This is a genomic window from Streptomyces luteolifulvus, assembly GCF_008806595.1.
GTDB lineage: Bacteria > Actinomycetota > Actinomycetes > Streptomycetales > Streptomycetaceae > Streptomyces > Streptomyces luteolifulvus.
The window spans coordinates 172,625-193,624 of sequence record NZ_VZRB01000002.1 but is presented as its reverse complement, the minus strand read 5'-3'; the positions used below and the strand labels follow the sequence as shown (position 1 = coordinate 193,624).

16 protein-coding genes are annotated in these 21,000 nt (G+C 71.0%); 9 read left to right on the top strand and 7 right to left on the bottom strand.

Features of this window, described 5'->3' with window-relative positions:
• Positions 1 to 332: 332 nt before the first annotated feature.
• Positions 333 to 806 (bottom strand): hypothetical protein, encoded by a 474-nt coding sequence (locus tag F7R91_RS03380; protein ID WP_225320507.1) that lies wholly within the window; start codon positions 804 to 806, stop codon positions 333 to 335.
• Positions 807 to 1,423: 617 nt separating this feature from the next.
• Positions 1,424 to 3,109: a ribonuclease J gene (locus tag F7R91_RS03375; RefSeq protein WP_150944298.1), complete on the bottom strand. Its 1,686-nt coding sequence runs from the start codon at positions 3,107 to 3,109 to the stop codon at positions 1,424 to 1,426.
• Between the two features lie 364 nt (positions 3,110 to 3,473).
• Here F7R91_RS03375 and F7R91_RS42465 point away from each other — a divergent pair, with 364 nt between their 5' ends.
• The 4 genes from F7R91_RS42465 to F7R91_RS03355 are packed head-to-tail and all read left to right on the top strand — an operon-like array spanning position 3,474 to position 6,750.
• The gene (locus tag F7R91_RS42465) at positions 3,474 to 3,956 is read left to right on the top strand and encodes a tyrosine-type recombinase/integrase (protein WP_225320506.1); all 483 of its coding nucleotides are present in this window, start codon (positions 3,474 to 3,476) and stop codon (positions 3,954 to 3,956) included.
• Entirely contained in the window at positions 3,935 to 5,257 is a 1,323-nt protein-coding gene (pcaDC, locus tag F7R91_RS03365) for a bifunctional 3-oxoadipate enol-lactonase/4-carboxymuconolactone decarboxylase PcaDC (protein WP_150944296.1), read from the top strand. Before F7R91_RS42465 ends, pcaDC begins: the two co-directional genes overlap by 22 nt.
• A 34-nt stretch (positions 5,258 to 5,291) precedes the next feature.
• Positions 5,292 to 5,927: an MBL fold metallo-hydrolase gene (locus tag F7R91_RS03360; protein ID WP_150944294.1), complete on the top strand. Its 636-nt coding sequence runs from the start codon at positions 5,292 to 5,294 to the stop codon at positions 5,925 to 5,927.
• A gap of 43 nt (positions 5,928 to 5,970) precedes the next feature.
• Positions 5,971 to 6,750, top strand: coding sequence for an exodeoxyribonuclease III (locus tag F7R91_RS03355; protein WP_150944292.1), 780 nt, complete (start codon positions 5,971 to 5,973; stop codon positions 6,748 to 6,750).
• Positions 6,751 to 6,825: 75 nt separating this feature from the next.
• On the opposite strand, the gene F7R91_RS03350 is transcribed toward F7R91_RS03355, so the two are convergent.
• Complete coding sequence (locus tag F7R91_RS03350) at positions 6,826 to 8,703, bottom strand: SGNH/GDSL hydrolase family protein (protein WP_408056001.1); 1,878 nt, start codon at positions 8,701 to 8,703, stop codon at positions 6,826 to 6,828.
• A gap of 217 nt (positions 8,704 to 8,920) precedes the next feature.
• Between F7R91_RS03350 and F7R91_RS03345 the strand changes: the two genes are divergently transcribed.
• Both F7R91_RS03345 and F7R91_RS03340 read left to right on the top strand, forming a co-directional pair.
• The gene (locus tag F7R91_RS03345) at positions 8,921 to 9,328 is read left to right on the top strand and encodes a DUF6278 family protein (protein ID WP_150944290.1); all 408 of its coding nucleotides are present in this window, start codon (positions 8,921 to 8,923) and stop codon (positions 9,326 to 9,328) included.
• A 155-nt stretch (positions 9,329 to 9,483) separates the two neighbouring features.
• Positions 9,484 to 10,227 (top strand): amino acid ABC transporter ATP-binding protein, encoded by a 744-nt coding sequence (locus tag F7R91_RS03340; protein ID WP_150944288.1) that lies wholly within the window; start codon positions 9,484 to 9,486, stop codon positions 10,225 to 10,227.
• Between the two features lie 147 nt (positions 10,228 to 10,374).
• Here F7R91_RS03340 and F7R91_RS03335 read toward each other — a convergent pair whose 3' ends face one another.
• Positions 10,375 to 11,943 carry a CocE/NonD family hydrolase gene (locus tag F7R91_RS03335; protein WP_150944286.1) on the bottom strand — a complete coding sequence of 523 codons (1,569 nt, stop codon included), beginning with the start codon at positions 11,941 to 11,943 and terminating at the stop codon, positions 10,375 to 10,377.
• Positions 11,944 to 12,059: 116 nt separating this feature from the next.
• A complete protein-coding gene (locus tag F7R91_RS03330; RefSeq protein ID WP_191971325.1) occupies positions 12,060 to 12,818 on the bottom strand; it encodes a hypothetical protein in 759 nt (252 codons plus the stop codon).
• A gap of 139 nt (positions 12,819 to 12,957) precedes the next feature.
• On the opposite strand from F7R91_RS03330, the gene ggt reads away from it, so the two are divergent.
• On the top strand, positions 12,958 to 14,757 hold the full coding sequence (gene ggt / locus F7R91_RS03325) for a gamma-glutamyltransferase (protein WP_191971324.1): 1,800 nt from the start codon (positions 12,958 to 12,960) through the stop codon (positions 14,755 to 14,757).
• Here ggt and F7R91_RS03320 read toward each other — a convergent pair whose 3' ends face one another.
• Positions 14,758 to 17,304, bottom strand: a complete 2,547-nt coding sequence (locus F7R91_RS03320) for an ATP-dependent Clp protease ATP-binding subunit (RefSeq protein WP_150944284.1) — start codon at positions 17,302 to 17,304, stop codon at positions 14,758 to 14,760.
• A 445-nt stretch (positions 17,305 to 17,749) separates the two neighbouring features.
• Positions 17,750 to 18,535: a type I methionyl aminopeptidase gene (map, locus tag F7R91_RS03315; RefSeq protein WP_150944282.1), complete on the bottom strand. Its 786-nt coding sequence runs from the start codon at positions 18,533 to 18,535 to the stop codon at positions 17,750 to 17,752.
• Between the two features lie 32 nt (positions 18,536 to 18,567).
• Between map and F7R91_RS03310 the strand changes: the two genes are divergently transcribed.
• Positions 18,568 to 18,819: a helix-turn-helix domain-containing protein gene (locus F7R91_RS03310; protein WP_150944280.1), complete on the top strand. Its 252-nt coding sequence runs from the start codon at positions 18,568 to 18,570 to the stop codon at positions 18,817 to 18,819.
• A 136-nt stretch (positions 18,820 to 18,955) separates the two neighbouring features.
• Positions 18,956 to 20,941: a hypothetical protein gene (locus F7R91_RS03305; protein ID WP_150944279.1), complete on the top strand. Its 1,986-nt coding sequence runs from the start codon at positions 18,956 to 18,958 to the stop codon at positions 20,939 to 20,941.
• The last annotated feature ends 59 nt before the right edge of the window (positions 20,942 to 21,000 follow it).

Below are 21,000 nucleotides of genomic sequence, written 5' to 3'. Positions count from 1 at the left end.
GCCGCGTCCGGGGGCCGCCGCCCATGCGGGCCGAGCCGCCCACCTGGACGAAGGCGCCCGCTCTCGTGCCGGGCCGGCGCAGGATCAGGGGCCGCGCAGCCATTGCTCCGCGGCCCCTGCTGTTGCGGCGCGAAGGGCCGGCGCGACCGGGGTCCGGAACCCCTGGACTCAGTCGCTGCAGGCGTCGTCGGGCTCGTGGGGCGCATGCCCTGCGCGGCTGTTCGTGCAGCTTGGAGAGGCAGACGGTCAGGCGCCCGCCCAGGCGTCGACGAAAGCTTGCCGTCCAGCCGGATCGTCCCATCTGCGCTCCGCATGCAGAACGCGCCAGGGGGTCAGTTCCAGACACCGGAGCCACAACTCCCCGATGACCTGTGACCTGAGTCGGGCAAATGGTCGGACTCGGTGAAGGCTTGACCGATCACCTCCCCTGCCGTGACGCGCTGGGGCGGTGTCATCTGATCAACGGCCGAGAGGATCTGCCGGGCCAGGGCGGTTCCTTCTCCTGCCGGAGAACGCGGCACCAGAGCTTTGATGTTGACGGGTAGCAGGTAAGCGGTGCCCGAAGACCTCCACAGGTCCGACCAGAAGCGTTCTCCTGCTGCGGTGAGGGCAGGCAGGGCGGCCAGCAGCCCGAGAAGATGGTCGGTGGCCGCATAGCCATCACAGTGGGCGGCTGCGACGACTGCGATGCCGGCGACGCCCTCCACATCGAGATGGGCGGCTTCGAGACGCGAAGCCAGACCCAATTGATGTTCCAACCGGTGTGCCAGGGCAGCGGATACGTGGGGGCGGACCTCAGGAAGCATCGGCGATCCTTGCGCGTGGGCGAGCGGAGATGCCCGTTCGTAAGCCCTGATCGTTCCCATGACCAGCCGTTCTGCTCGGCTTCGGCAGGCCCCATTGGTGGTAGCGTCAACGGGGCTGGAGCTCACACGGGGGCGAACCGGCCCGGGTCGGCCGACGTGACTCTGGGGTTCTGGACCGACCTCCCGTCATGTGCCCGGGTGAGATTTCCTAGCATGACCGCATGGTCGTCAGTGACACCCAGGAGCCCGGGGGAGGACGAGAAGCCCCGGCCTGCGCCTGGGCCGCCGCCGCAGGCGCCTGCCCCGGTGACGCGGTCGCCTGGGGCAGAGAACACCGTTTCACCTGTCCGAGAGCCCGCTGAAGCGGGCTGTCGGAGAACTTCCCGAGTCATCGCCCAGGAACGGTCCGCCCCGTCCGCCGGGCGGAGGCATCGGCGAGGTTGGTTCCGGTGTCGGCGTCCCGCTGGGATTGGCCGACACTTGGGATGTGTTCCCGATGACTCATCATGTTGAGTGCGTTGCCACCCCGGCCGCTGGGGTGGCTGCTGACTCCCGTGCCGGCCTCGATGCCGGCGGGGCCGCGACCGGAACCGGGGACTGTGCTGACGGGCTGCGGCTCAGGCGTCGATGATGACGGGGATGATGAGGGGCTTGCGGCGATAGGTGCGGAACGCCCAGTTCGCCACGGCGCGGGCGACGAGTTGTTCGAGTTGGCGCGCGTCCCCGACGCCTTCCTCGGCCGCGGTGGCCAAAGTCTTCTCGATGACGGGGATGACCGGCTCGAAGGTGGCGTCGTCGTGGACGAAGCCCCTGGCCAGGAAGTCGGGGGCCTCGGCGAGGGCGCCGGTGTCCGCGTCGACGATCGCCACCACCGTGACCACGCCTTCGGCCGCGAGGGTGAGGCGGTCCTTGAGGGACGCTTCGGTGGCGCCGCCGACTTCCATGCCGTCCACGTAGACGTTGCCGGCGGGGACCTTGCCGGTGATGGATGCGCGCCCGTCGACGAGGTCGACGACGACGCCGTCCTCGGCGATGACGACCCGTTCGGGGTCGACACCGGTACGGATGGCTAGGTCGCCGTTGGCCCGCAGGTGGCGCCATTCGCCGTGTACGGGCATGACGTTGCGGGGTTTGACGATGTTGTAGCAGTAGACGAGTTCGCCGGCGCTGGCGTGCCCGGAGACGTGCACCTTGGCGTTGCCCTTGTGGACCACGTGGGCGCCCCACCGGGTGAGTCCGTTGATCACCCGGTAGATGGCGTTCTCGTTGCCGGGGATGAGGGAGCTGGCGAGCAGGACGGTGTCGCCCTTGCCGATGCGGATCATGTGGTCGCGGTTGGCCATCCGTGACAGCGCGGCCATCGGTTCGCCCTGGGAGCCGGTGCACACCAGAGTGATCTTGTGGTCCGGGAGCTTCTCCAGCTCCTTGGTGCTCACGACCAGACCGGAGGGGACCTTCAGATAGCCCAGGTCACGGGCGATGCCCATGTTGCGGACCATCGACCGGCCGACGAAGGCGACCTTGCGGCCGTGCTGGTGGGCGGCGTCCAGGACCTGCTGGATGCGGTGCACGTGGCTGGCGAAACTGGAGACGATGACCCGGCGCGGCGCGGTGCGCATCACCTGCTCGATCGCCGGGTTCAGCTCTCGCTCGGAGGTGGTGAACCCGGGTACTTCGGCGTTGGTGGAGTCGGTGAGGAACAGGTCCACGCCTTCTTCGCCGAGGCGGGCGAAGGCCCGCAGATCGGTGATGCGGTCGTCGAGAGGGAACTGGTCCATCTTGAAGTCGCCGGTGTGCAGCACCATCCCGGCCCGGGTGCGGATCGCGACCGCGAGGCTGTCGGGGATGGAGTGGTTGACCGCCACGAACTCGCAGTCGAAGGGCCCGAAGCCGCGCCGGTCGCCCTCCCGCACCCGCACCGTGCGCGGCCGGATGCCGTGCTCCTTGAGCTTGGCCTCCAGGAACGCCAGCGTCAGCTTGGAGCCGACGACGGGAATGTCGGACCGCTCGCGCAGCAGGTACGGCACGCCGCCGATGTGGTCCTCGTGACCGTGGGTGAGGACCACGGCCACGATGTCGTCCAGCCGGTCCCGGACCGAGGTGAAGTCCGGCAGGATCACGTCCACGCCGGGCTGGGTCTCCTCTGGGAACAGCACGCCGCAGTCGACGACGAGCAGTTTGCCCGCGTGCTCGAAGACGGTCATGTTGCGGCCGATCTCCCCCAGGCCGCCCAGGGCGATGACCCGCAGCCCTCCTTCGGGAAGGGGCGGGGCGGCTTTCAGCTCGGGGTGCGGATGACTCATACCCCTGACGGTACCCGGAGAGCGGGACAGGGTGATCCATTGCCTGTGTGATCCAACGAGCGCTCGATACGGCCCGCTGCCATGAAGACGTACCGGCGCTCAGGTTGCGGCATCCGTCTCATCTGCCCGCTGCCCCGGCGAGACAAGAGGGCAGCGGCGCCCGCAGCGGCCGGCGCGGGTGCCGGAGTGGCTTCAGGGGGCGCGGGCGGTGAGTACCCCGCCCATGAAGGTCCCCTCGTAGCGTGGAGTCCTTGATACCAGGGGAAGTTGAGGTTCATGGGGTCCAAGCAACAGACTGTGGCATGCGCTGGGCCGACGTCGACCTGGAAAGGGCCATGCTGACCATTGCCAACACCCGGACGTGATGGGGAACAAGACCGTGGTGGAGAAGGACACGAAGTCACTTGCAGGGGAGCGGGAGCTTCCCCTGCCCGATCTGGTCAAAGTGGCGCTGACGCGTTTCCACGCCATGCAGATGGCTGAGAGGCGGGCGGCCGGGGAGCGGTACGAAGCCAGCGGGTACATCGTCGTGGACGAACTCGGCGGGGTGCTCAACGGACGGCAGCTGCGGGAACCGGCGTACAAGGTCATGACTGAGAACGCGCTGCGGCGAGTCCGCTTGTACGACGCTCGCGCGAGTTGTTTCACCTATCTCGCGAACAACGGGGTGCCGCCCCACCTCCTTGCCCGGTGGGCGGGGCACTCCAAGGTAGAGACGACGCAGCGCTGGTACGTGAAGCCCGATGTGGAGGATTTGCGTCCGGCGGCGGATGCGTGGGGAGGTTTGGCCAGTGGTGCTGCCTCCGCTCATGAGGAGAATGTGAGATGTGGGAGCGTGGGCGGGTGAGCGAGAAGAACGTCGAAACTCTGCAATACCGCTTTGACGGGCCAGAAGACGCCCCGGTCCTGGTCATGGGGACCTCCCTCGGCGCTACATGGCACATGTGGGACCGTCAGGTTCCCGAGCTGGCGAAGCAGTGGCGGGTCTTTCGGTTCGATCTGCCGGGGCACGGCGGTGCGCCCGCGTACCCGGCGGGTTCCGTCGGGGACCTCGCCCTGCGGCTGCTCGCCACCCTCGACGGGCTCGGGGTGCAGCACTTCGGCTATGCCGGCTGTGCGCTCGGCGGTGCGATCGGGATCGAGCTGGCCCTGCGTCACCCGGACCGTGTCGGCTCCCTCGCGCTGATCGCCGCCTCGCCCCGTTTCGGTACCGCCGACGAGTTCCGGCAGCGCGGGGTGATCGTGCGGACGAACGGGCTCGACCCCATCGCCCGGACCTCGCCCGAACGCTGGTTCACCGGCGGGTTCGCCGCCGCGCAGCCCGCGATCACCGAGTGGGCCGTGCAGATGGTGCGCACCACCGACCCCGGGTGTTACATCGCTGCCTGCGAGGCACTCGCGGCGTTCGACGTACGGCCCGAACTCGGCCGTGTCGGTGTGCCGACCCTGGTCCTCGTCGGTTCGGACGACCAGGTCACCGGACCGGCCGAGGCCCGTACCCTCGTCGCCGGCATCCCGGACGCCCGGCTCGCCGTCGTCCCCGGCGCCTCCCATCTGGTGCCGGTCGAGCAGCCCGCCGCCGTCACCGACCTGCTGGTCCGGCACTTCTCGACCGCCTGGCAGCCCGCCTTCGACTCGACCACCGGGCAGCTTGCCGCCATCCCGGCTCCGCAGGTCAAGCCGGTCCTGGCCGCGCCGCCGCCGCAGCCCGTGCCCATCGCCGAGATCGCCCCGGCCGTGATGGTGGAGCCGCAGGTCGTGGGGCGCCCCGACCCGTACGACGCCGGGATCAAGGTGCGCCGCGAGGTTCTCGGTGATGCGCATGTGGACCGGGCGCTGGCCCAGGCGGACGAGTTCTCGGGGGACTTCCAGGAGTTCATCACCCGCTATGCCTGGGGTGAGATCTGGGACCGGCCCGGCCTCGACCGCCGCACCCGCAGCTGCATCACCCTCACCGCCCTCGTCGCGGGCGGCCACCTGGAGGAACTCGCCTTCCACATCCGGGCGGCCCTGCGCAACGGACTGACCCCGGGGGAGATAAAGGAAGTGCTGCTGCAGACGGCGGTCTACTGCGGCGTACCGGCGGCGAACAGCGCGTTCAGGGTGGCCCAGCAGGTCATCCGCGAGGAGACGACCCCGGAGGAGTGAGCCGCGCTGGGGGACTCGGGGGGAGGATGGATCCATGAAGCTCACCAAGAAGACGCACGCGTGTGTGCGCCTCGAGAAGGACGGCCGGACGCTCGTCCTCGACCCCGGCGGATTCAGTGAGGCGGACGCCGCGGTCGGCGCGGAGGCGATCCTGGTCACGCACGAGCACCCCGACCACTTCAACGAGGAGCGGCTGCGGGCCGCGCTGGAGGCCGATCCGGCCGCGCGGATCTGGACGCTGAAGGCGGTCGCGGAGAAGATCTCGGCGGCGTTCCCGGGCCGCGTGCACACCGTCGGCCACGGCGACACCTTCTCCGCCGCCGGCTTCGACATCCAGGTCCACGGCGAACTGCATGCGGTGATCCACCCGGACATCCCGCGGATCACCAACGTCGGCTACCTCGTCGACGGCGGACGCCTCTTCCACCCCGGCGACGCGCTCACGGTCCCCGACCACGCCGTCGAGACGCTGATGCTCCCGGTGATGGCCCCGTGGAACAAGATCTCCGAGGTCATCGACTACGTCCGCGAGGTCGGGCCCCAGCGCGCCTACGACATCCACGACGCCCTGCTGACCGACCTCGCCCGCCCGATCTACGACAACCAGATCGGCGCGCTGGGCGGCACGGAACACCTGCGGCTGACACCGGGAGCCTCGGCGGAGATCTGAGGGTCCGGCCGCGTTGTCGGACCCGCCGGGTAGGTTGTGGGGCATGCGCATTGCCACCTGGAACGTGAACTCGATCACCGCCCGCCTCCCGAGGCTGCTCGCCTGGCTGGAGAGCAGCGGCACGGACGTGCTGTGCCTCCAGGAAGCCAAGATCGCCGAGGACCAGTTCCCGTTCGACCAGCTGCGCGAGCTGGGCTACGAGGCGGCGGTCCACGCGACCGGCCGGTGGAACGGCGTGGCGGTGCTCTCCCGCGTGGGCATCGAGGACGTGGTCAAGGGCCTGCCCGGCGACCCGGGGTTCGAGGGCTCCCAGGAGCCCCGGGCGCTCTCCGCGACCTGCGGCCCGGTCCGCGTCTGGTCGGTGTATGTGCCGAACGGCCGCGAGGTGGACCACCCCCACTACGCGTACAAGCTCCAGTGGTTCGAGGCCCTGAAGGCGGCCGTCGCCGGTGACGCGGCGGGCGGCCGTCCGTTCGCGGTGATGGGCGACTACAACGTGGCACCGACGGACGACGACGTCTACGACGTGGCCGCCTTCGAAGGACTCACCCACGTCACGCCCGCCGAGCGCGCCGCCCTGGCCGCCCTGCGTGAGGCCGGGCTGTCGGACGTGGTCCCGCGGCCGCTCAAGTACGAGCACGCGTTCACGTACTGGGACTACCGCCAGCTCTGCTTCCCCAAGAACCGCGGCATGCGGATCGACCTGGTCTACGGCAACGAGCCGTTCGCCAAGGCGGTCACGGACGCGTATGTCGACCGCGAGGAGCGCAAGGGCAAGGGCGCCTCGGACCACGCGCCGGTCGTGGTCGACCTGGACGTGTAGGCGACGCGTCCGGCAACGACGCGTTTGGTCAGGCGACGCGTTCGGTCAAATGACGCGCGGTCTGGCGACGGACGGTCAGGGCGCGAGCAGCCGCAGATCCACCGACTCCGCGACAGCCGCCAGCCCGGCGTCCCCCGGGTGCAGATGGTCCCCGCTGTCGTACGCGGGCAGAAGGCGCGCGGGGCGATCCGGGTCGCGTACGACACCGTCGAAGTCGAGGACGCCGTCGAACACACCGGCGTCCCGGATCCAGACGTTGACGGCGACCCGCTCCGCGTCGGCGGCGGCCGTGCACCGGGCCTCGCCCTCGCACGGCACGATCGTCGCCGCCAGCATCCGCAGCCCCCGCTCGTGCCCCCGCCCGGCCATCTCCCGTAGACCCGCGATGACCTGCTCGGCCGTCGCTCCCCATCGCACGTCGTTGACGCCCTGGAACAGGACCGCCGTACGCGCCGACGTCTGCGCGAGCACGTCCCGGTCGAACCGGTGCGTCGCACTCACCCCGGACGGGCTCGCGAAGACCCCGTCGCCGGGATACACATCGGCGGCCACACGGTTTCCCGAGATGCCCTGGTTGAGCACGCCATAGTGCGGGACCTCTTGCTGGCGCAGCAGACGTGTGGCCAGCACATCGGGCCACCGCCGGTTCGCATCCCCCGTGGACGCGGTGCCGTCGGTGATCGAGTCCCCGAGCAGCACCACGGACCCCGGCCCGCCGGCCACGTCCACCCCGGTCAGCAGCGGCCAGCTGGTCAGGACCGAGGTGTACGCCGCCGGGCCGTCCTGCGTCGTATGGTCGCCCGGCTCGCTCACATACGACCGCTGCACCGCGAGCCGGTGCACGGGAGCCTCGGCGACCGTTCCCGGCAGATGGAAACTCACCAGCAGATTCGCGTCCTCGGGCACCTCGAAGTCGAGCGGATCGCTGAACACCTGTGCTCCCGCCGGAATCTCGACGGCCGTCGCTCCCTCGAAGGACAGCGGCACCGGAGCTCCCCGCGCCGCCGCCCCCTCCGCCTGTCTCGCCACGGTGGCCGCCCCGATCCGCACCGGCGCCGCCGCGAACGTGTTGTCGAACCGCAGTCGCACCCGTGGCCCGCCCGCCGAGGTGTGCACCACGAGCCGCAGTGTCCGGTCCGTCCAGGGCCCCACGGGCTGACGACCGGACGTCGCGGCGGCCCACGTCCCCGTCCAGCCGCGCCCCGCCGCCCGCACCGACAGCGCGAACACATGCAGCGCGGCCGCGCGGGGCAGCCGTACCGAGGCGACCTCGCGACCCGGCTCCAGCGGCAAGGTCACCACGTACAGCCGTGCTGTCAGGGGCAGTTGGCCGCCCGGGGTATTGACGTGCGGCAGAGCCACCGTCTTCGTGGCCGACGGGCCCGTGCGCCAGTCGGGGGCGGTCAGCCGGTACGAGGAGCTGGTGCCGTCTTCGTACGAGACCGACCCCGAACCTCTCACCTCGGCGGTGCATGGCTCCGCCGCCGGGGCGCTCCGGCCGGTGTCGGGAGTCCGACTGTGCTCAGCCCTTCGGGCCTTTGCGCGCTCGGACTTCCGACACCGGCGCGCCCCTGCGGCGCCACCACCGCCCGTGCCCGCCACCAGGAAGGCCAGCGCGTCGCCCGAGCCGTCGACGCGCACCTCCTGACCGGCGGCCCGTACGTTGTCCGGTTCGCCCGGCTGCCACCGCGGCAAGGTCAGCCGGGCCCCCTGCACGGTGAGAGCCCGCCCGGGAGTCCAGCCCGCGGCCGTGAGGTCCTGTGCGGAGAGCGAGGCGCCGAAGCCGTCGAAGTCCGCCTCGCCCGGCCGTGCGTCGTCGCTGACCGCCCTGTTGTCGAAGAGCTGTTCCAGCGGGAGCGGCAGCGGCAGCGGTCCGGGTCGGTCGGCGGCGTGTGCCGGACCGGCCGCGGTGAGCAGCGCGAGGGCCAGGAGGACGAGCGTGGAACTCCGCACACACCGGCGCACCCTCGGCTCCTCCCATGTCACGCCCGATCACAACCGCTCTCTATCGATCTCTGCTGTTCTCAATGAGACAAAAGACGCATCGAGAAGCTAAAGAGGCGCAAGTGACTCGTCAACGAGCCATGCGCGAACTCGGCGCGAAATGGACCGGAATCGACGGCCCGCGCGCCTGTGGTGCACAGGGCGGGGCGAGTGACAGGCTGGGTGTATGAAGATCCCTTTTCTGGGCCACCGGCGTGAGGAACCCCCGGCCCGCGACCCCGAGGGCATCGCCGGGCTGCTCGCCGAGTGTGAGTTGCTGCGCTCCCAGGCGTCCCAGGAGGGCGTCCAACTCGACGACTCGGCCGCCTCGTTGGAGGCGCTGGACCAACTGGTGCCGCGCTGGCGGGACGACGAGGAGGTGCTGCCCTGGCTCGGCAACGACGCCGGCCTCTACCTCGGGACGGTCATCGTGCGTACCGTTTCCGGGGCCGCCTGGGAGATCCGGTCCGACGGTCAGCCCGTGATCCGGCTCGCCTCCGGCCGTGAGTTCGATGTCGTGGCCTCGGGTCAGGAGTGGGCCGCCAGTGGTGTCCCCGAACTCTCGCAGCAGTACGCCGAAGTCGCCGAGGAATGACGGCGGTGGCCCCGCGCGCCCGTCATAAACTCTTTGCCAATATTTCACCGTAAATACGGCTAATGCCCGAAAAGTGCGTGTCGTCCCATAAGTTCGATCTTGCCATCGATAGGTTGCGGCAACCACGACACAGCTGAGAGTGAGTAGGGCTGGGCATGGTCGTCGATCCTTTGATCGAGCTGCTGGACGTCAACAAGTACTTTGGTGAGCTGCATGTCCTGGAGGACATCAACCTCACCGTCGGCAAGGGGGAGGTGGTCGTGGTCATCGGCCCCTCGGGGTCCGGAAAGTCGACCCTGTGCAGGGCGATCAACCGGCTGGAGCCCATCCAGTCCGGCACCATCAAACTCGACGGGCAGCCGCTCCCGGAGGAGGGCAAGGCACTCGCCAGGCTGCGCGCCGACGTCGGCATGGTCTTCCAGTCCTTCAACCTCTTCGCCCACAAGACGGTTCTGCAGAACGTCTCGCTGGGGCAGGTCAAAGTCCGTAAACGCAAGAAGGAGGAGGCCGATCAGCGCTCCCGCGAACTCCTCGGCCGGGTGGGTCTCGCCGACCAGGCGCCCAAGTTCCCGGCGCAGCTCTCCGGCGGCCAGCAGCAGCGTGTGGCCATCGTGCGTGCCCTCGCCATGGAACCGAAGGTCATGCTCTTCGACGAGCCGACCTCGGCCCTCGACCCGGAGATGATCAACGAGGTTCTGGAGGTCATGCGGCAACTGGCCCGTGACGGCATGACCATGGTCGTCGTCACCCACGAGATGGGCTTCGCGCGCTCGGCCGCCAACCGTGTGGTGTTCATGGCCGACGGCCGTATCGTCGAGGACCGCACGCCCGAGGAGTTCTTCACCGACCCGCACAGCGACCGCGCCAAGGACTTCCTCTCCAAGATCCTCAAGCACTGAACGCCTCGACTACGATATGCCGTTCATCCCTGTGTGCCGGTGATCTCGCCGACCGAGGTCGCGGCGGTGGCGCCGGCCGGACCGGGGACGCTGCTGCCGGGCGGGCAGGAGCAGAAGGGCACGTGCTCGCCCGGCAGCAGCCGGAGATCACTGCTCGCTCAGCGGAACCGACACGTACGACGGGTCGTTCGCCGGCGAGGAGAAGGTCAGCTGCGCGCCGGACGGGTTGTGCTCGATGTAGAGCGGGTCGACCGTGTCGACGACCAGGGCGAGCCGGTGTCCTGCCGGGACGTCGTAGGCCGTGGAGAACAGCTCCAGGTCGACGCCGAACGGCCGGCCGGGCGTACGCCCGTGGAAGGTGTACGGCGCGTTGCTGACCAGCTTGCCGAGGCCGAGCGGGCCCACGTCGTAGAGGTATGCGACGAGGGTGCCGCTCTCCTTGGTCGGAGTGAGGGTGGTGTGCAACATCGCGGTGCCGCGCACCTGTTGGGCGGTGGCGGACTTCTCGGACTGCCACACGGCCGCCCAGCGGCGGGGGAGCAGGGGGATCGACGCGATCGGGGGAATCTTGGCGACCTGGTCCAGGATGCTGGACAGGAAGACGACTCCGCCGTCCGCTCCGGAGTCGATGTTGGTGTGGATGGTGGTCGTGCCCGCGAGGGCGATCTTCTTGCGTGTCGCGCCGACCGACTTCCAGTCCGGATAGCCCTCGTAGGCCCCCGTGGAGCGGGACTTGAGCCGGACCGGCTGCTCGCGGTCGATGCCGTTGTCCTCGCCCTTGAGGTAGTGCCCGAACCAGCGCCCGGCGTCGGTCCATACGTCGTTGGGCAGCCCGAACAGGCCGGTTATCTCGGCGGTCCCGTGGTCGCCGGGCCGGAACTCCAGTCGCTTCGGGCCGGTCAGCTTCTCGTAGAAGTCCCCGAACTGGTTGGGCGGGAAGACCGTGTCGCCCCAGGCGTTGGCGAGCATCAGCGCCGTGCCGTTCTGGTTGAGCTGGTCGACGTAGGTCCCAGCGGAACGTTTCTTCCCCCAGTCGATGATCTCCTGTTCCTTCGACAGGTTGGAGGCGTAGAAGTCGTTGAAGATCTGCCGGACTTCTTCGCTCTGGCGGCCGGTGACCCGGCCCGCGCCGTCCAGGAGCGCGGCGGCCTGAAGGTGCTGGGTGCGGCTGGAGTAGATCGAGCCGATCAGGTCCGACCAGCCGCTCAGCGCGGCGACGGCCTTGACCCGCTTGTCGTGTGCGGCGGCGAGCAGACTGATGCCGGCGCCGTAGGAGACGCCCGCCATGCCGATGTGCCCCTCGTCGGCAGGGGTGTTGGCGATGGCCCAGTCGATGACCTTGGACGCGTCGGCTATGTCCGGCGGGCCCGCCACTTCTATCTCGCCGCCCGACTGCCAGAACCCCCGTACGTTGTACGTGACCACGACATAGCCGGAGTCCGCGAGCTTCTGTGCCTGGGCCAGGTACTCGATCTGCGGCAGGCCCCAGCTCGTGGGGAGCACGAGCAGCGGGTAGCGGCGGGTGCCGTCCGCGCCCGCGGGTGTGACGACGTTCGCCTTGAGGACCGTACCGCCGTCGCCCTTGATGTCGACGAAGCGGACGCTGTTCGAGGCGGCTTGGGCGGTGGGGGCGAGTCCGAGGGCGCTTCCCGCGATCAGGGTCGCGGAGACGGCGCCCACGGCGGTCGTACGCAGGGCCTTGCGGTGGTGTCCCACGGATCACTCCTCACTCGTTTCCGTGCAAAGTGACCCGACGGTAACCTTGACCGCTTACCGGAGGTAACCCGTCAGTAAGTTACGTGCGAGTAAAGAATATTGACGTGTGTGAAGATTCAGGAGGCGCGGTGTGCACTACGGGAAACGGCGGGCGTCGGCAGGGGTGTCTGTGCCGCGCGCGTCACATCCGCCACGAGCTCGACGACATCCGGTCCGTACGCCTGGGAGTTGACGACCTTCAGCAGAAGGACGAACGGAGTGTTGCCGTGCTTGCGGGCCAACCGCTCGTGGTTGCGGGCCAGATAGCGGGTCGCGGCCTGATTGGTGATCGCGCGCTGGCCGCAGAACAGGAAGACGGGCCGGGACGGGCCGGACTCTCCGGCCGTGAGCCGTGCCAGCAGCACGTACTCGGTCAGGCCGGGCTCCAGGCGGTAGCGCTCGCTGCCGACCTGGAACGCCAGCCGGTCCGGCCCCGGTTCGGGGTCGGTGTTCACGCGCACCCCGGGCAGCATGGCATGCATATGGGCCGCCATACGCCGGTTGGACCCCGGGCCGCCGACGCAGAACTCCGTCCGCTCGCCGAAACCCTGCCGGGCCGCGTCCTGCGTGATCACCTCGGCATGCGCGCCGCAGTCCTTGATGAGCGCGGCGAGCTCCAGGAGGGCGAACACGTCGTAGCGGTGCACGGCGAGATCGGGGCTGCTCGCGTCGCGGTTGACGACAAGCAGTGACTCGGAGTTGTCGGGCAGCCCGAAGAAGGCCTGCTGACGGCGGAGCTTCCGCTTCCACATGTAGGTGCGGGCCAGCCAGCCGAGCAGGGCACTGATGCCGGCCGCCGCCACGCCCAGGACGATATTGCGCAGGTCGTCGTTCATGGGCGCGCATGGTAGCGGGCCAACGCAAACCCGTGTTCGAGATGGTCTGTCCGTCCGGATTTGCGCCCTGTCTCGCGTGCTCCTGACGGGGCCCTGGTGATGGCATAGGCTGCGCGGACGTCTCTTCCTGGAGGTGCGCATGCGTCGTCCTGTCGCGCGGAAGCTGTCGTTACTGGCGGTCTCGGCCGCCGTGGTGTCGGTCGGGGCGGCGGCGCCGCCCGCAGCCCGGAGCACAGCCCCCGAGAAGGTGCCCGTGGCGGTCGGCCGCGGCGGCGCGGTCGCCAGCGTCGACGCGGACGCCTCCGCCGCCGGGATCGAGGTCCTCAAGAAGGGCGGCAACGCCGTCGACGCCGCCGTCGCCACCGCCGCCGCCCTCGGTGTCACCGAGCCCTACTCCTCCGGCATCGGCGGAGGCGGCTACTTCGTCTACTACGACGCCAGGTCCCGCACCGTGCACACCATCGACGGCCGCGAGACCGCGCCCCTGACCGCCGGCTCCGGGCTGTTCGTGGAGAACGGCACACCGCTCGCCTTCGCCGACGCCGTCAGCAGCGGCCTGAGCGTCGGCACCCCGGGCACGCCCGCCACCTGGCAGAAGGCACTGGACGAGTGGGGCAGCAAGCGGCTCGGCAGCGTCCTCGGACCCGCCGAGCGGATCGCCCGCGAGGGCTTCACCGTCGATGACACCTTCCGCTCCCAGACCGCCGCCAACGAGACCCGCTTCCGCTACTTCCCGGACACGGCGGAGCTGTTCCTGCCGGGCGGGCAGCTTCCCGTCGTCGGCTCCACCTTCAAGAACCCCGATCTCGCCCGCACCTATGCGGAACTGGGCAAAAAGGGCGTCGGTGCGCTCTACCGGGGAGGCATCGGCGACGACATCGTCGACACGGTCAACAACCCGCCGGTGGACCCGGCCTCGGGCTGGAACGCCCGCCCGGGCAAGCTGTCCGAGAAGGACCTGGCCGCCTACCGCGCCAAGCTCCAGGCGCCCACCAGAACCTCGTACCGCGACCTCGAAGTCCACTCCATCGCGCCCTCCTCCTCCGGCGGCACGACCGTCGGCGAGGCCCTCAACATCCTGGAGAACACCGACCTTTCCAAGGCGAGCGAGGTCCGGTACCTGCACCGCTTCATCGAGGCGAGCCGGATCGCGTTCGCGGACCGGGGGCGCTGGCTCGGCGATCCCGCCTTCGAGGACGTACCGGCCAGGGAACTGCTGTCCCAGAAGTACGCCGACTCGCGGGCCTGCCTCATCAAGGACGACGCGGTGCTCACCAGCCCTCTCGCGCCCGGCGACCCGCGCGACCCGGCGGCCTGCGCCGTCGGCGGCACGGCGGCCCCGACGACGTACGAGGGTGAGAACACCACGCATCTGACGACCGCCGACAAATGGGGCAACGTCGTCGCCTACACGCTCACCATCGAGCAGACGGGCGGCAGCGGCATCACCGTCCCCGGCCGCGGGTTCATCCTGAACAACGAGCTGACGGACTTCTCCTTCGCCCCCGCCAACCCGGCCGTCCACGACCCGAACCTGCCGGGTCCCGGCAAACGCCCACGGTCCTCGATCTCGCCGACGATCGTGCTGGACCGGCACGGCAAGCCCGTGGTGGCGCTCGGTTCGCCCGGCGGCTCGACCATCATCACCACCGTGCTGCAGACGCTCACCGGGTTCCTCGACCGGGGTCTGCCGCTCGTCGACGCGATCGCCGCGCCGCGCGCCAGCCAGCGCAACACGGCCCAGACCGATCTCGAACCCGCCCTCTACGGCAGCGACCTGCAGAAACAGCTGGAGGCCATCGGGCACTCCTTCCGGCTGAATCCCGAGATCGGCGCGGCGACCGGGGTGCAGCGGCTACCGAACGGGACATGGCTGGCCGCCGCCGAGAAGGTACGGCGCGGCGGCGGCTCGGCGATGGTCGTGCACCCGACGGGCTGATCACCCCGGGGCGGGCGTCGCGTCCTCCGTGTCCGTGCGGAAGGCGAGGCGCCCGTCCTCGACGGTCACCGTCACCCGGCCGCCCTCCTTGATACGGCCGTCCAGGAGCAGCCGGGAGAGCTGGTTGTCGACCTCCCGCTGGATGGTGCGGCGCAGCGGCCGGGCGCCGTACTCGGGCTGGTAGCCCCGCTCGGCGAGCCAGCCCGTGGCCGCGTCGGTGAACTCGACCGTGATGCCCTGCGCCTGCACCAGCCGCCGGGTCCTCTCCAGCAGCAGGGCGGTGATCTGCCGCAGCTGGTCACCGCTGAGCTGGCGGAACACGACGATCTCGTCGATGCGGTTGAGGAACTCCGGCCGGAAGTGCTCACGCAGCGGCCGCAGGATCTGCTCGCGCCGTGCCTCCTCGTCGGCCTCGGCGCCGCCCGCCCCGAAGCCGATGCCGGCGCTGCGCCGGGTGATCGCCTCGGAGCCGAGGTTGCTGGTCATCACGATGACGGTGTTGGTGAAGTCCACCGTGCGGCCCTGGGCGTCGGTCAGCCGCCCGTCGTCGAGGACCTGGAGCAGGATGTTGAAGACGTCCGGGTGCGCCTTCTCCACCTCGTCGAGCAGCAGCAGCGAGTACGGGTGCCGCCGCACCACCTCGGTGAGCTGGCCCGCCTCCTCGTGGCCGACATAGCCGGGCGGGGCGCCCACCAGACGGCTGACGGTGTGCCGTTCCTGGTACTCGCTCATGTCCAGGCGGACCATGCGCTCCTCGCTGCCGAACAGCGCCTCGGCGAGCGCGCGGGCCAGTTCGGTCTTGCCCACGCCGGTCGGCCCCAGGAAGAGGAAGCTGCCGATGGGCCGGTCGGGGCTGGCGAGCCCGGCCCGGGAGCGCAGCACCGCGTCCGCGACCACACGGACCGCCTCGTCCTGCCCCACGACCCGCTGGTGCAGATGTTCCTCCAGGCCGAGCAGCCGGTCCTTCTCCTCCTCGGTGAGGCTGCTGACCGGGACACCGGTCAGCCGGGACACCACCTCGGCGATCGCCTCGGCGGTCACCTCCAGATGCTGGCCCTCGTCGGCCTCGTCCTCGTGGGTGGCCTCGGTGATCTGCTTCCGCAGCTCCGTGATGCGGTCGCGCAGCCGGGTGGCCTGCTCGTAGCGCTCGTCCGCGACCGCCTGGTCCTTGTCCCGGGTCAGCTGCTCGGCCTCGCGCTCCATGGCCCGTACGTCCGTGCCCTTGGTCCGGGCCCGCAGCCGCACCCGGGCGCCCGCCTGGTCGATCAGGTCGATGGCCTTGTCCGGCAGCCGGCGGTCGGTGAGATAGCGGTCGGACAGCTCGACGGCGGCCACCAGCGCCTCGTCGGTGTAGCGGACCTGGTGGTGGGCCTCGTAGCGGTCGCGCAGTCCGCGCAGGATCTCCATCGCGTCCGCGATGGTGGGCTCCGGCACCAGGATCGGCTGGAAGCGGCGGGCGAGTGCCGCGTCCTTCTCGATCCGGCGGAACTCCTCCAGCGTGGTGGCGCCCACGATGTGCAGCTCGCCGCGGGCCAGGGCCGGCTTGAGGATGTTCGCGGCGTCCATCGAGGTGGCCTCGCCGCCTCCGCCCGCGCCGACGACGGTGTGCAGTTCGTCGATGAAGACGATCAACTGGTCGGAGTGGGAGCGGATCTCGCCCACGATGTTGTTCAGCCGCTCCTCGAAGTCGCCCCGGAAGCGGGTGCCCGCGACCACGCCCGTCAGGTCCAGGGCGACCACCCGCCGCCCGGTGAGCACGTCGGGCACATCACCGTCCGCGATCCGCTGGGCGAGTCCCTCGACGATCGCGGTCTTGCCGACACCCGCGTCGCCGATCAGCACCGGGTTGTTCTTGCCGCGGCGCGAGAGCACCTCGATGGTCTGCTCGATCTCCTCCTCCCGCCCGATCACCGGGTCGATACGGCCCTGCCGCGCCAGTTCGGTCAGATCGCGCCCGTACTTGTCGAGGGTGGGCGTGCCCGTGGCGCGGGGCCGTTCGGCGCGGGGCGGAGCCAGGTCAGGTGCCGCCTCGGGCGGCAGGCCGGAGGGTCCGAAGCGGGCCGCGTTGAGGATGTGCCCGGCCGCCGAGTCGGGGTTCGCGGCCAGCGCGCTGAGGACGTGCTCGGGGCCGATGTACCCGGCGCCGCTGGCCCGTGCCAGGTCATGGGCGTCCAGCAGAGCGCGTTTGACGGCCGGGGTCAGGGACAGCGCGGTGGGCGGCGGGGCCTGCTCCGGGCTGTGCTGGACGGGGCCGGAGCGCTGGTCGATCTCCGACGCGAGCGTGTCGGGGTCGGCGCCGGCCCGGCTGAGCAGACTCCGGGTCGGCTCGGAGGCGAGCGCGGCGCGCAGCAGATGCTGGGTCTCCAGGTCCCGGCTGCCGTGCTGGGCGGCGTACTGGGCGGCGCCGCGGACGAGTTCCCTGGCCGGCTGGCTCAGCAGCCGGCCCATGTCGATCTGGCGGGGGCCGGGGCGCGGGCCGCCGAAGTAGCGGGCGAGGAATTCTCCGAAGGGGTCGTAGCCCTCTGGGCCGTTGAAGCCGCTGGTCATGGCGTTCCCATCCGGCGTCCCGGTGGGGTGCCGCCCCGTCCGGGCGAAGCCGGGAACTCGGGGGCGGCCCGGGACGCGTGCTGATCGACGTCGTGCCGGTGCGGACGCGGGTGCCCGGACGTGTACCGGGTTACACCTGTGGCTCGTCCTCGGCCAGGTTGCCCGTGCGGGGGCGGGCCCGGTGTACTCGATCTCGTCCAGCACGAGGCCCGAGGCCAGCCGCAGCGGGCGCTCGGCAGTGCGCAGGCCGCCCTGGCGCTCGTAGAACACGATCGCACGATCGTTGCCCCGCAGCACCTCCAGGAAGACGTCCGGCCCGGATACGCGGCAGCCGCCCACGCGAAGCCGCGGCGCAGCAGCCGGCGGCCGACGCCGCCGGGGTCGCAGGGATCCGCCCCGCCCCGCGTCTGCGGCACGATCCGTCGGACACGACCTGGCGCGGCACTCAGCTTGTACGGGTGTCCTGTCGGGCCGTGAGGATGCGCGGCCCCGACTCGGTGATCGCCACCGTGTGTTCGGCATGGGCCGCCCGGGAGCCGTCGTCGGTGCGCAGGGTCCAGCCGTCGGGGGCCGCGTGGAAGCCGTCGGTGCCGCCGCCGACCAGCATGGGCTCGATCGCCAGCACCATGCCGTGCCGCAGCGGCAGCCCACGCCCCGGGCGCCCCTCGTTGGGGACCGAGGGATCCTCGTGCATACGGCGGCCGATGCCGTGTCCGCCGAAGCCGTCCGGGATGCCGTAGCCGCCCGCGCGGCAGACCGAGCCGACGGCATGCGCGATGTCGCCGATCCGGTTGCCGACCACGGCCGCCTCGATGCCGGCGGCGAGCGCCCGCTCGGCGGCCTCGATCAGCCGCAGATCGGCGGGGCGCGGCTCGCCCACGACGAAGCTGATCGCCGAGTCACCCACCCAGCCGTCGAGTTCGGCGCCGCAGTCCACGGAGACGAGGTCGCCGTCGCGCAGCCGGTAGCCGCCCGGGATGCCGTGCACGATCGCGTCGTTCACGGAGGCGCAGATGACCGCGGGGAACGGGGTGGGGGCGAACGAGGGCCGGTAGCCGAGGAAGGGCGAGGTGGCGCCGGCCGCGCGCAGTACGTCGTGCGCGATCACGTCCAGCTCCAGCAGGGACATGCCCACGTCGGCGGCCTGTCGTACGGCCGTCAGGGCGCGGCCGACCACCTGGCCCGCCTCGTACATGGCATCGATCGATGTGTCCGTCTTCAGCTCCACCATGCCAATTACTATACCGGTATTAGAATGACGGCATGGTGCGCACCCCACTGACCCCCGAAGAACGCGAACGCGGCGAGCGGCTCGGGCGGCTGCTCCGCGAGGCCCGCGGCGGCCGCAGCATGACGGAGGTCGCGGCGAGCGCCGGCATCTCCGCCGAGACCCTGCGGAAGATCGAGACCGGGCGTGCGCCGACCCCGGCCTTCTTCACCGTGGCCGCGTTGGCCCGGGCCCTCGGTCTGTCCATGGACGAACTGGCCGGGCGGTGCGTGCTCGCGGGGGTCTGACGCGCTCGCCCTCAAGGAGCAGGACCGGCGCATGAGCGGTCACCGCAGTCCCATTGAAAACTGTCCGTAGCCTCCCTGTAACACGGCTGGTGTTGCCTACGGAAGCGGAGTGCTCCGGTCTGGCAGGAGTTGGGCGATGGCAGTGGATCAACTCCCGGTTCCAGTACGGGAGTTCGCGAACTACCTGGACGGTCTGCTGGCGCAGGTGGATCAGCGCGGCGGATGGTGCGCGGTCTTCTGGCAGCGCGACCCCGACGGCATGCAGGCGTGCCTCGACGGACGTGAAGTGCCGCCGTGGGACGTGGTGGAGTCCGTTCTCCATGATCTCGCCGCCGAGTACGGCCCCGCGGCCGCCGCCGAGGAGACGGACCGGGCCCGGGCCCTGCACGCCGCCGCGCTCGCCGCGTACGACGCCCGGCCCGGCGGCCGGGACGCCCTCGGCGACCGGTACGACGTGATGCTCCGCGAGCAGCGCTACGCCGCCGACCGGCAGACGGAACTGGGCCGACTGCTCGCCTCCGCCACCACCCGGGAAGCGGCCGACGCCATCCGCCTCGACCTGGCCTGGGCCAGCGACGACCACCAGCGCGCGACGCAGCGCTGCGCCGAACTCCGGGGCCGCATGGAGGAGCTGGGCCGACGGGGGGCGGTCGCGCCCCCCGCGGGCCGGGGCGGCGGGCACAATCCGTCCGGCACACCGTCCGGCACGCAGGGCGCGGGGTTCGCGCGGGGCGGGGATCGGTCCGTGCGGGACGGGTCCAATCGGCGGCTGGATGACGGTTTCGGGGCGGGTGGATCGCCTTTCGGCGGGCGTGGCGCGGATGATGCCGGGTTCTCGTTCGGCGGGGGTGGCGGGGCGCAGCGCCCCGACGACGGGTTTGAGTCAGGCGGTTCGCCTTCCGGCGGACGCGGCGGACATGGCGGGCAGAATGCCGGGTTCCTGCGGGGCGGAGGTGACTCCGTGGGGCGGCTGGATGACGGTTTCGGGGCGGGTGGTGCGCCTTCGGGCGGTCGTGACCCGCAGGATGCCGGGTTCCGGCAAGGCGGGGTTCGCCCCGCGCAGCGTCCCGGTGACCGTGCCGCGCCTCCTGGCGCAGGCGGCTCGCAGGATGCCGGGTTCCCGCGGGGCGGGGGAGACCAGCGCGCCACCGGGTTCCCGGGCATGCCGCAGCAGCGCGGCGCGCCGGAGGCGGGTCGGGGCGAGGGGCAGCGGGACGGTGTCCGCGCCGGTGACCCGCACGATTCCCGAGGCCGGTCCGGCCTCTCGGGCACCGCCGCCGAAGGCGTCACCGGCGGCCATGCCCAGCCTGCCCCCTCATCTGAACCCGTCCCCTCACCTGAACCCACCGCCCCCTCACCTGAGCCCGCCCCCGCTCCCCAACAGAAACAGAAGAAGCGTCGCCGTGGCGGTGCCCGGTTCGCGGGGATGACCGAGGAAGAGGCCGCCCCCGCCGTCGTACCGCCCGGGGCCGCATCTGCCGTGCCCGCGCCGCCCGTCACCACCGGTCGCACCCCGCGCGGGGCGCGTTTCGCCGGGGCCGCCGAGGCGGACGACCGGCCGCAGCCGCAGCCGCAGGCTGAGCCGGTGGACACGGCGGCACGGCGGGAGACCGTCGGCACCGTCGAGACGCTCGTCCGGCTGCGCGCCGAGGGCCGGAGCGGTGAGGCGCACGTACTGCTGGCGGAGGCCGCGTACTGGCCCGCCGCCCGCTTCCCGCTGCTCGCCGCCGAGATGCAGCGGGCCGGGCTGGGCGCCGACTGGGCGACCCTGCTGTGGGAGACGGCCTCGCTGCCCGCCGCCCGGCTCGTCGCCGCGGCCGACGCGCTCACTGAGGCGGGGCTCGGTGCCGACGGGGAGCAGATCCTGCGGCAGGGCGTGGCACGGCCCGCCGCGGAGATCGGGCAGGCGGTACGGACGCTGGCCGCCGAGGGGCGCCGCCGCGAGATCCGGGCCCTGCTCGATGCGTACGTCCGCGTTCGCACCCCGGAGGAGGCGGCCCGCAGCGCCGCACCGGACCCACAGACACTCGTCCCACTCCTGCTGGACGCCGCCGGCCGGGTCTCACAGGAATGCCACTGGGACCTCCTCCATGCCCTCCGGGTGGCAGGCTTCACCGCGTGATCCGGGGCCACCCCTGCCCTGCGGGAGACCAGCCGCCGCACGACGGGTGTCGCGCAGTG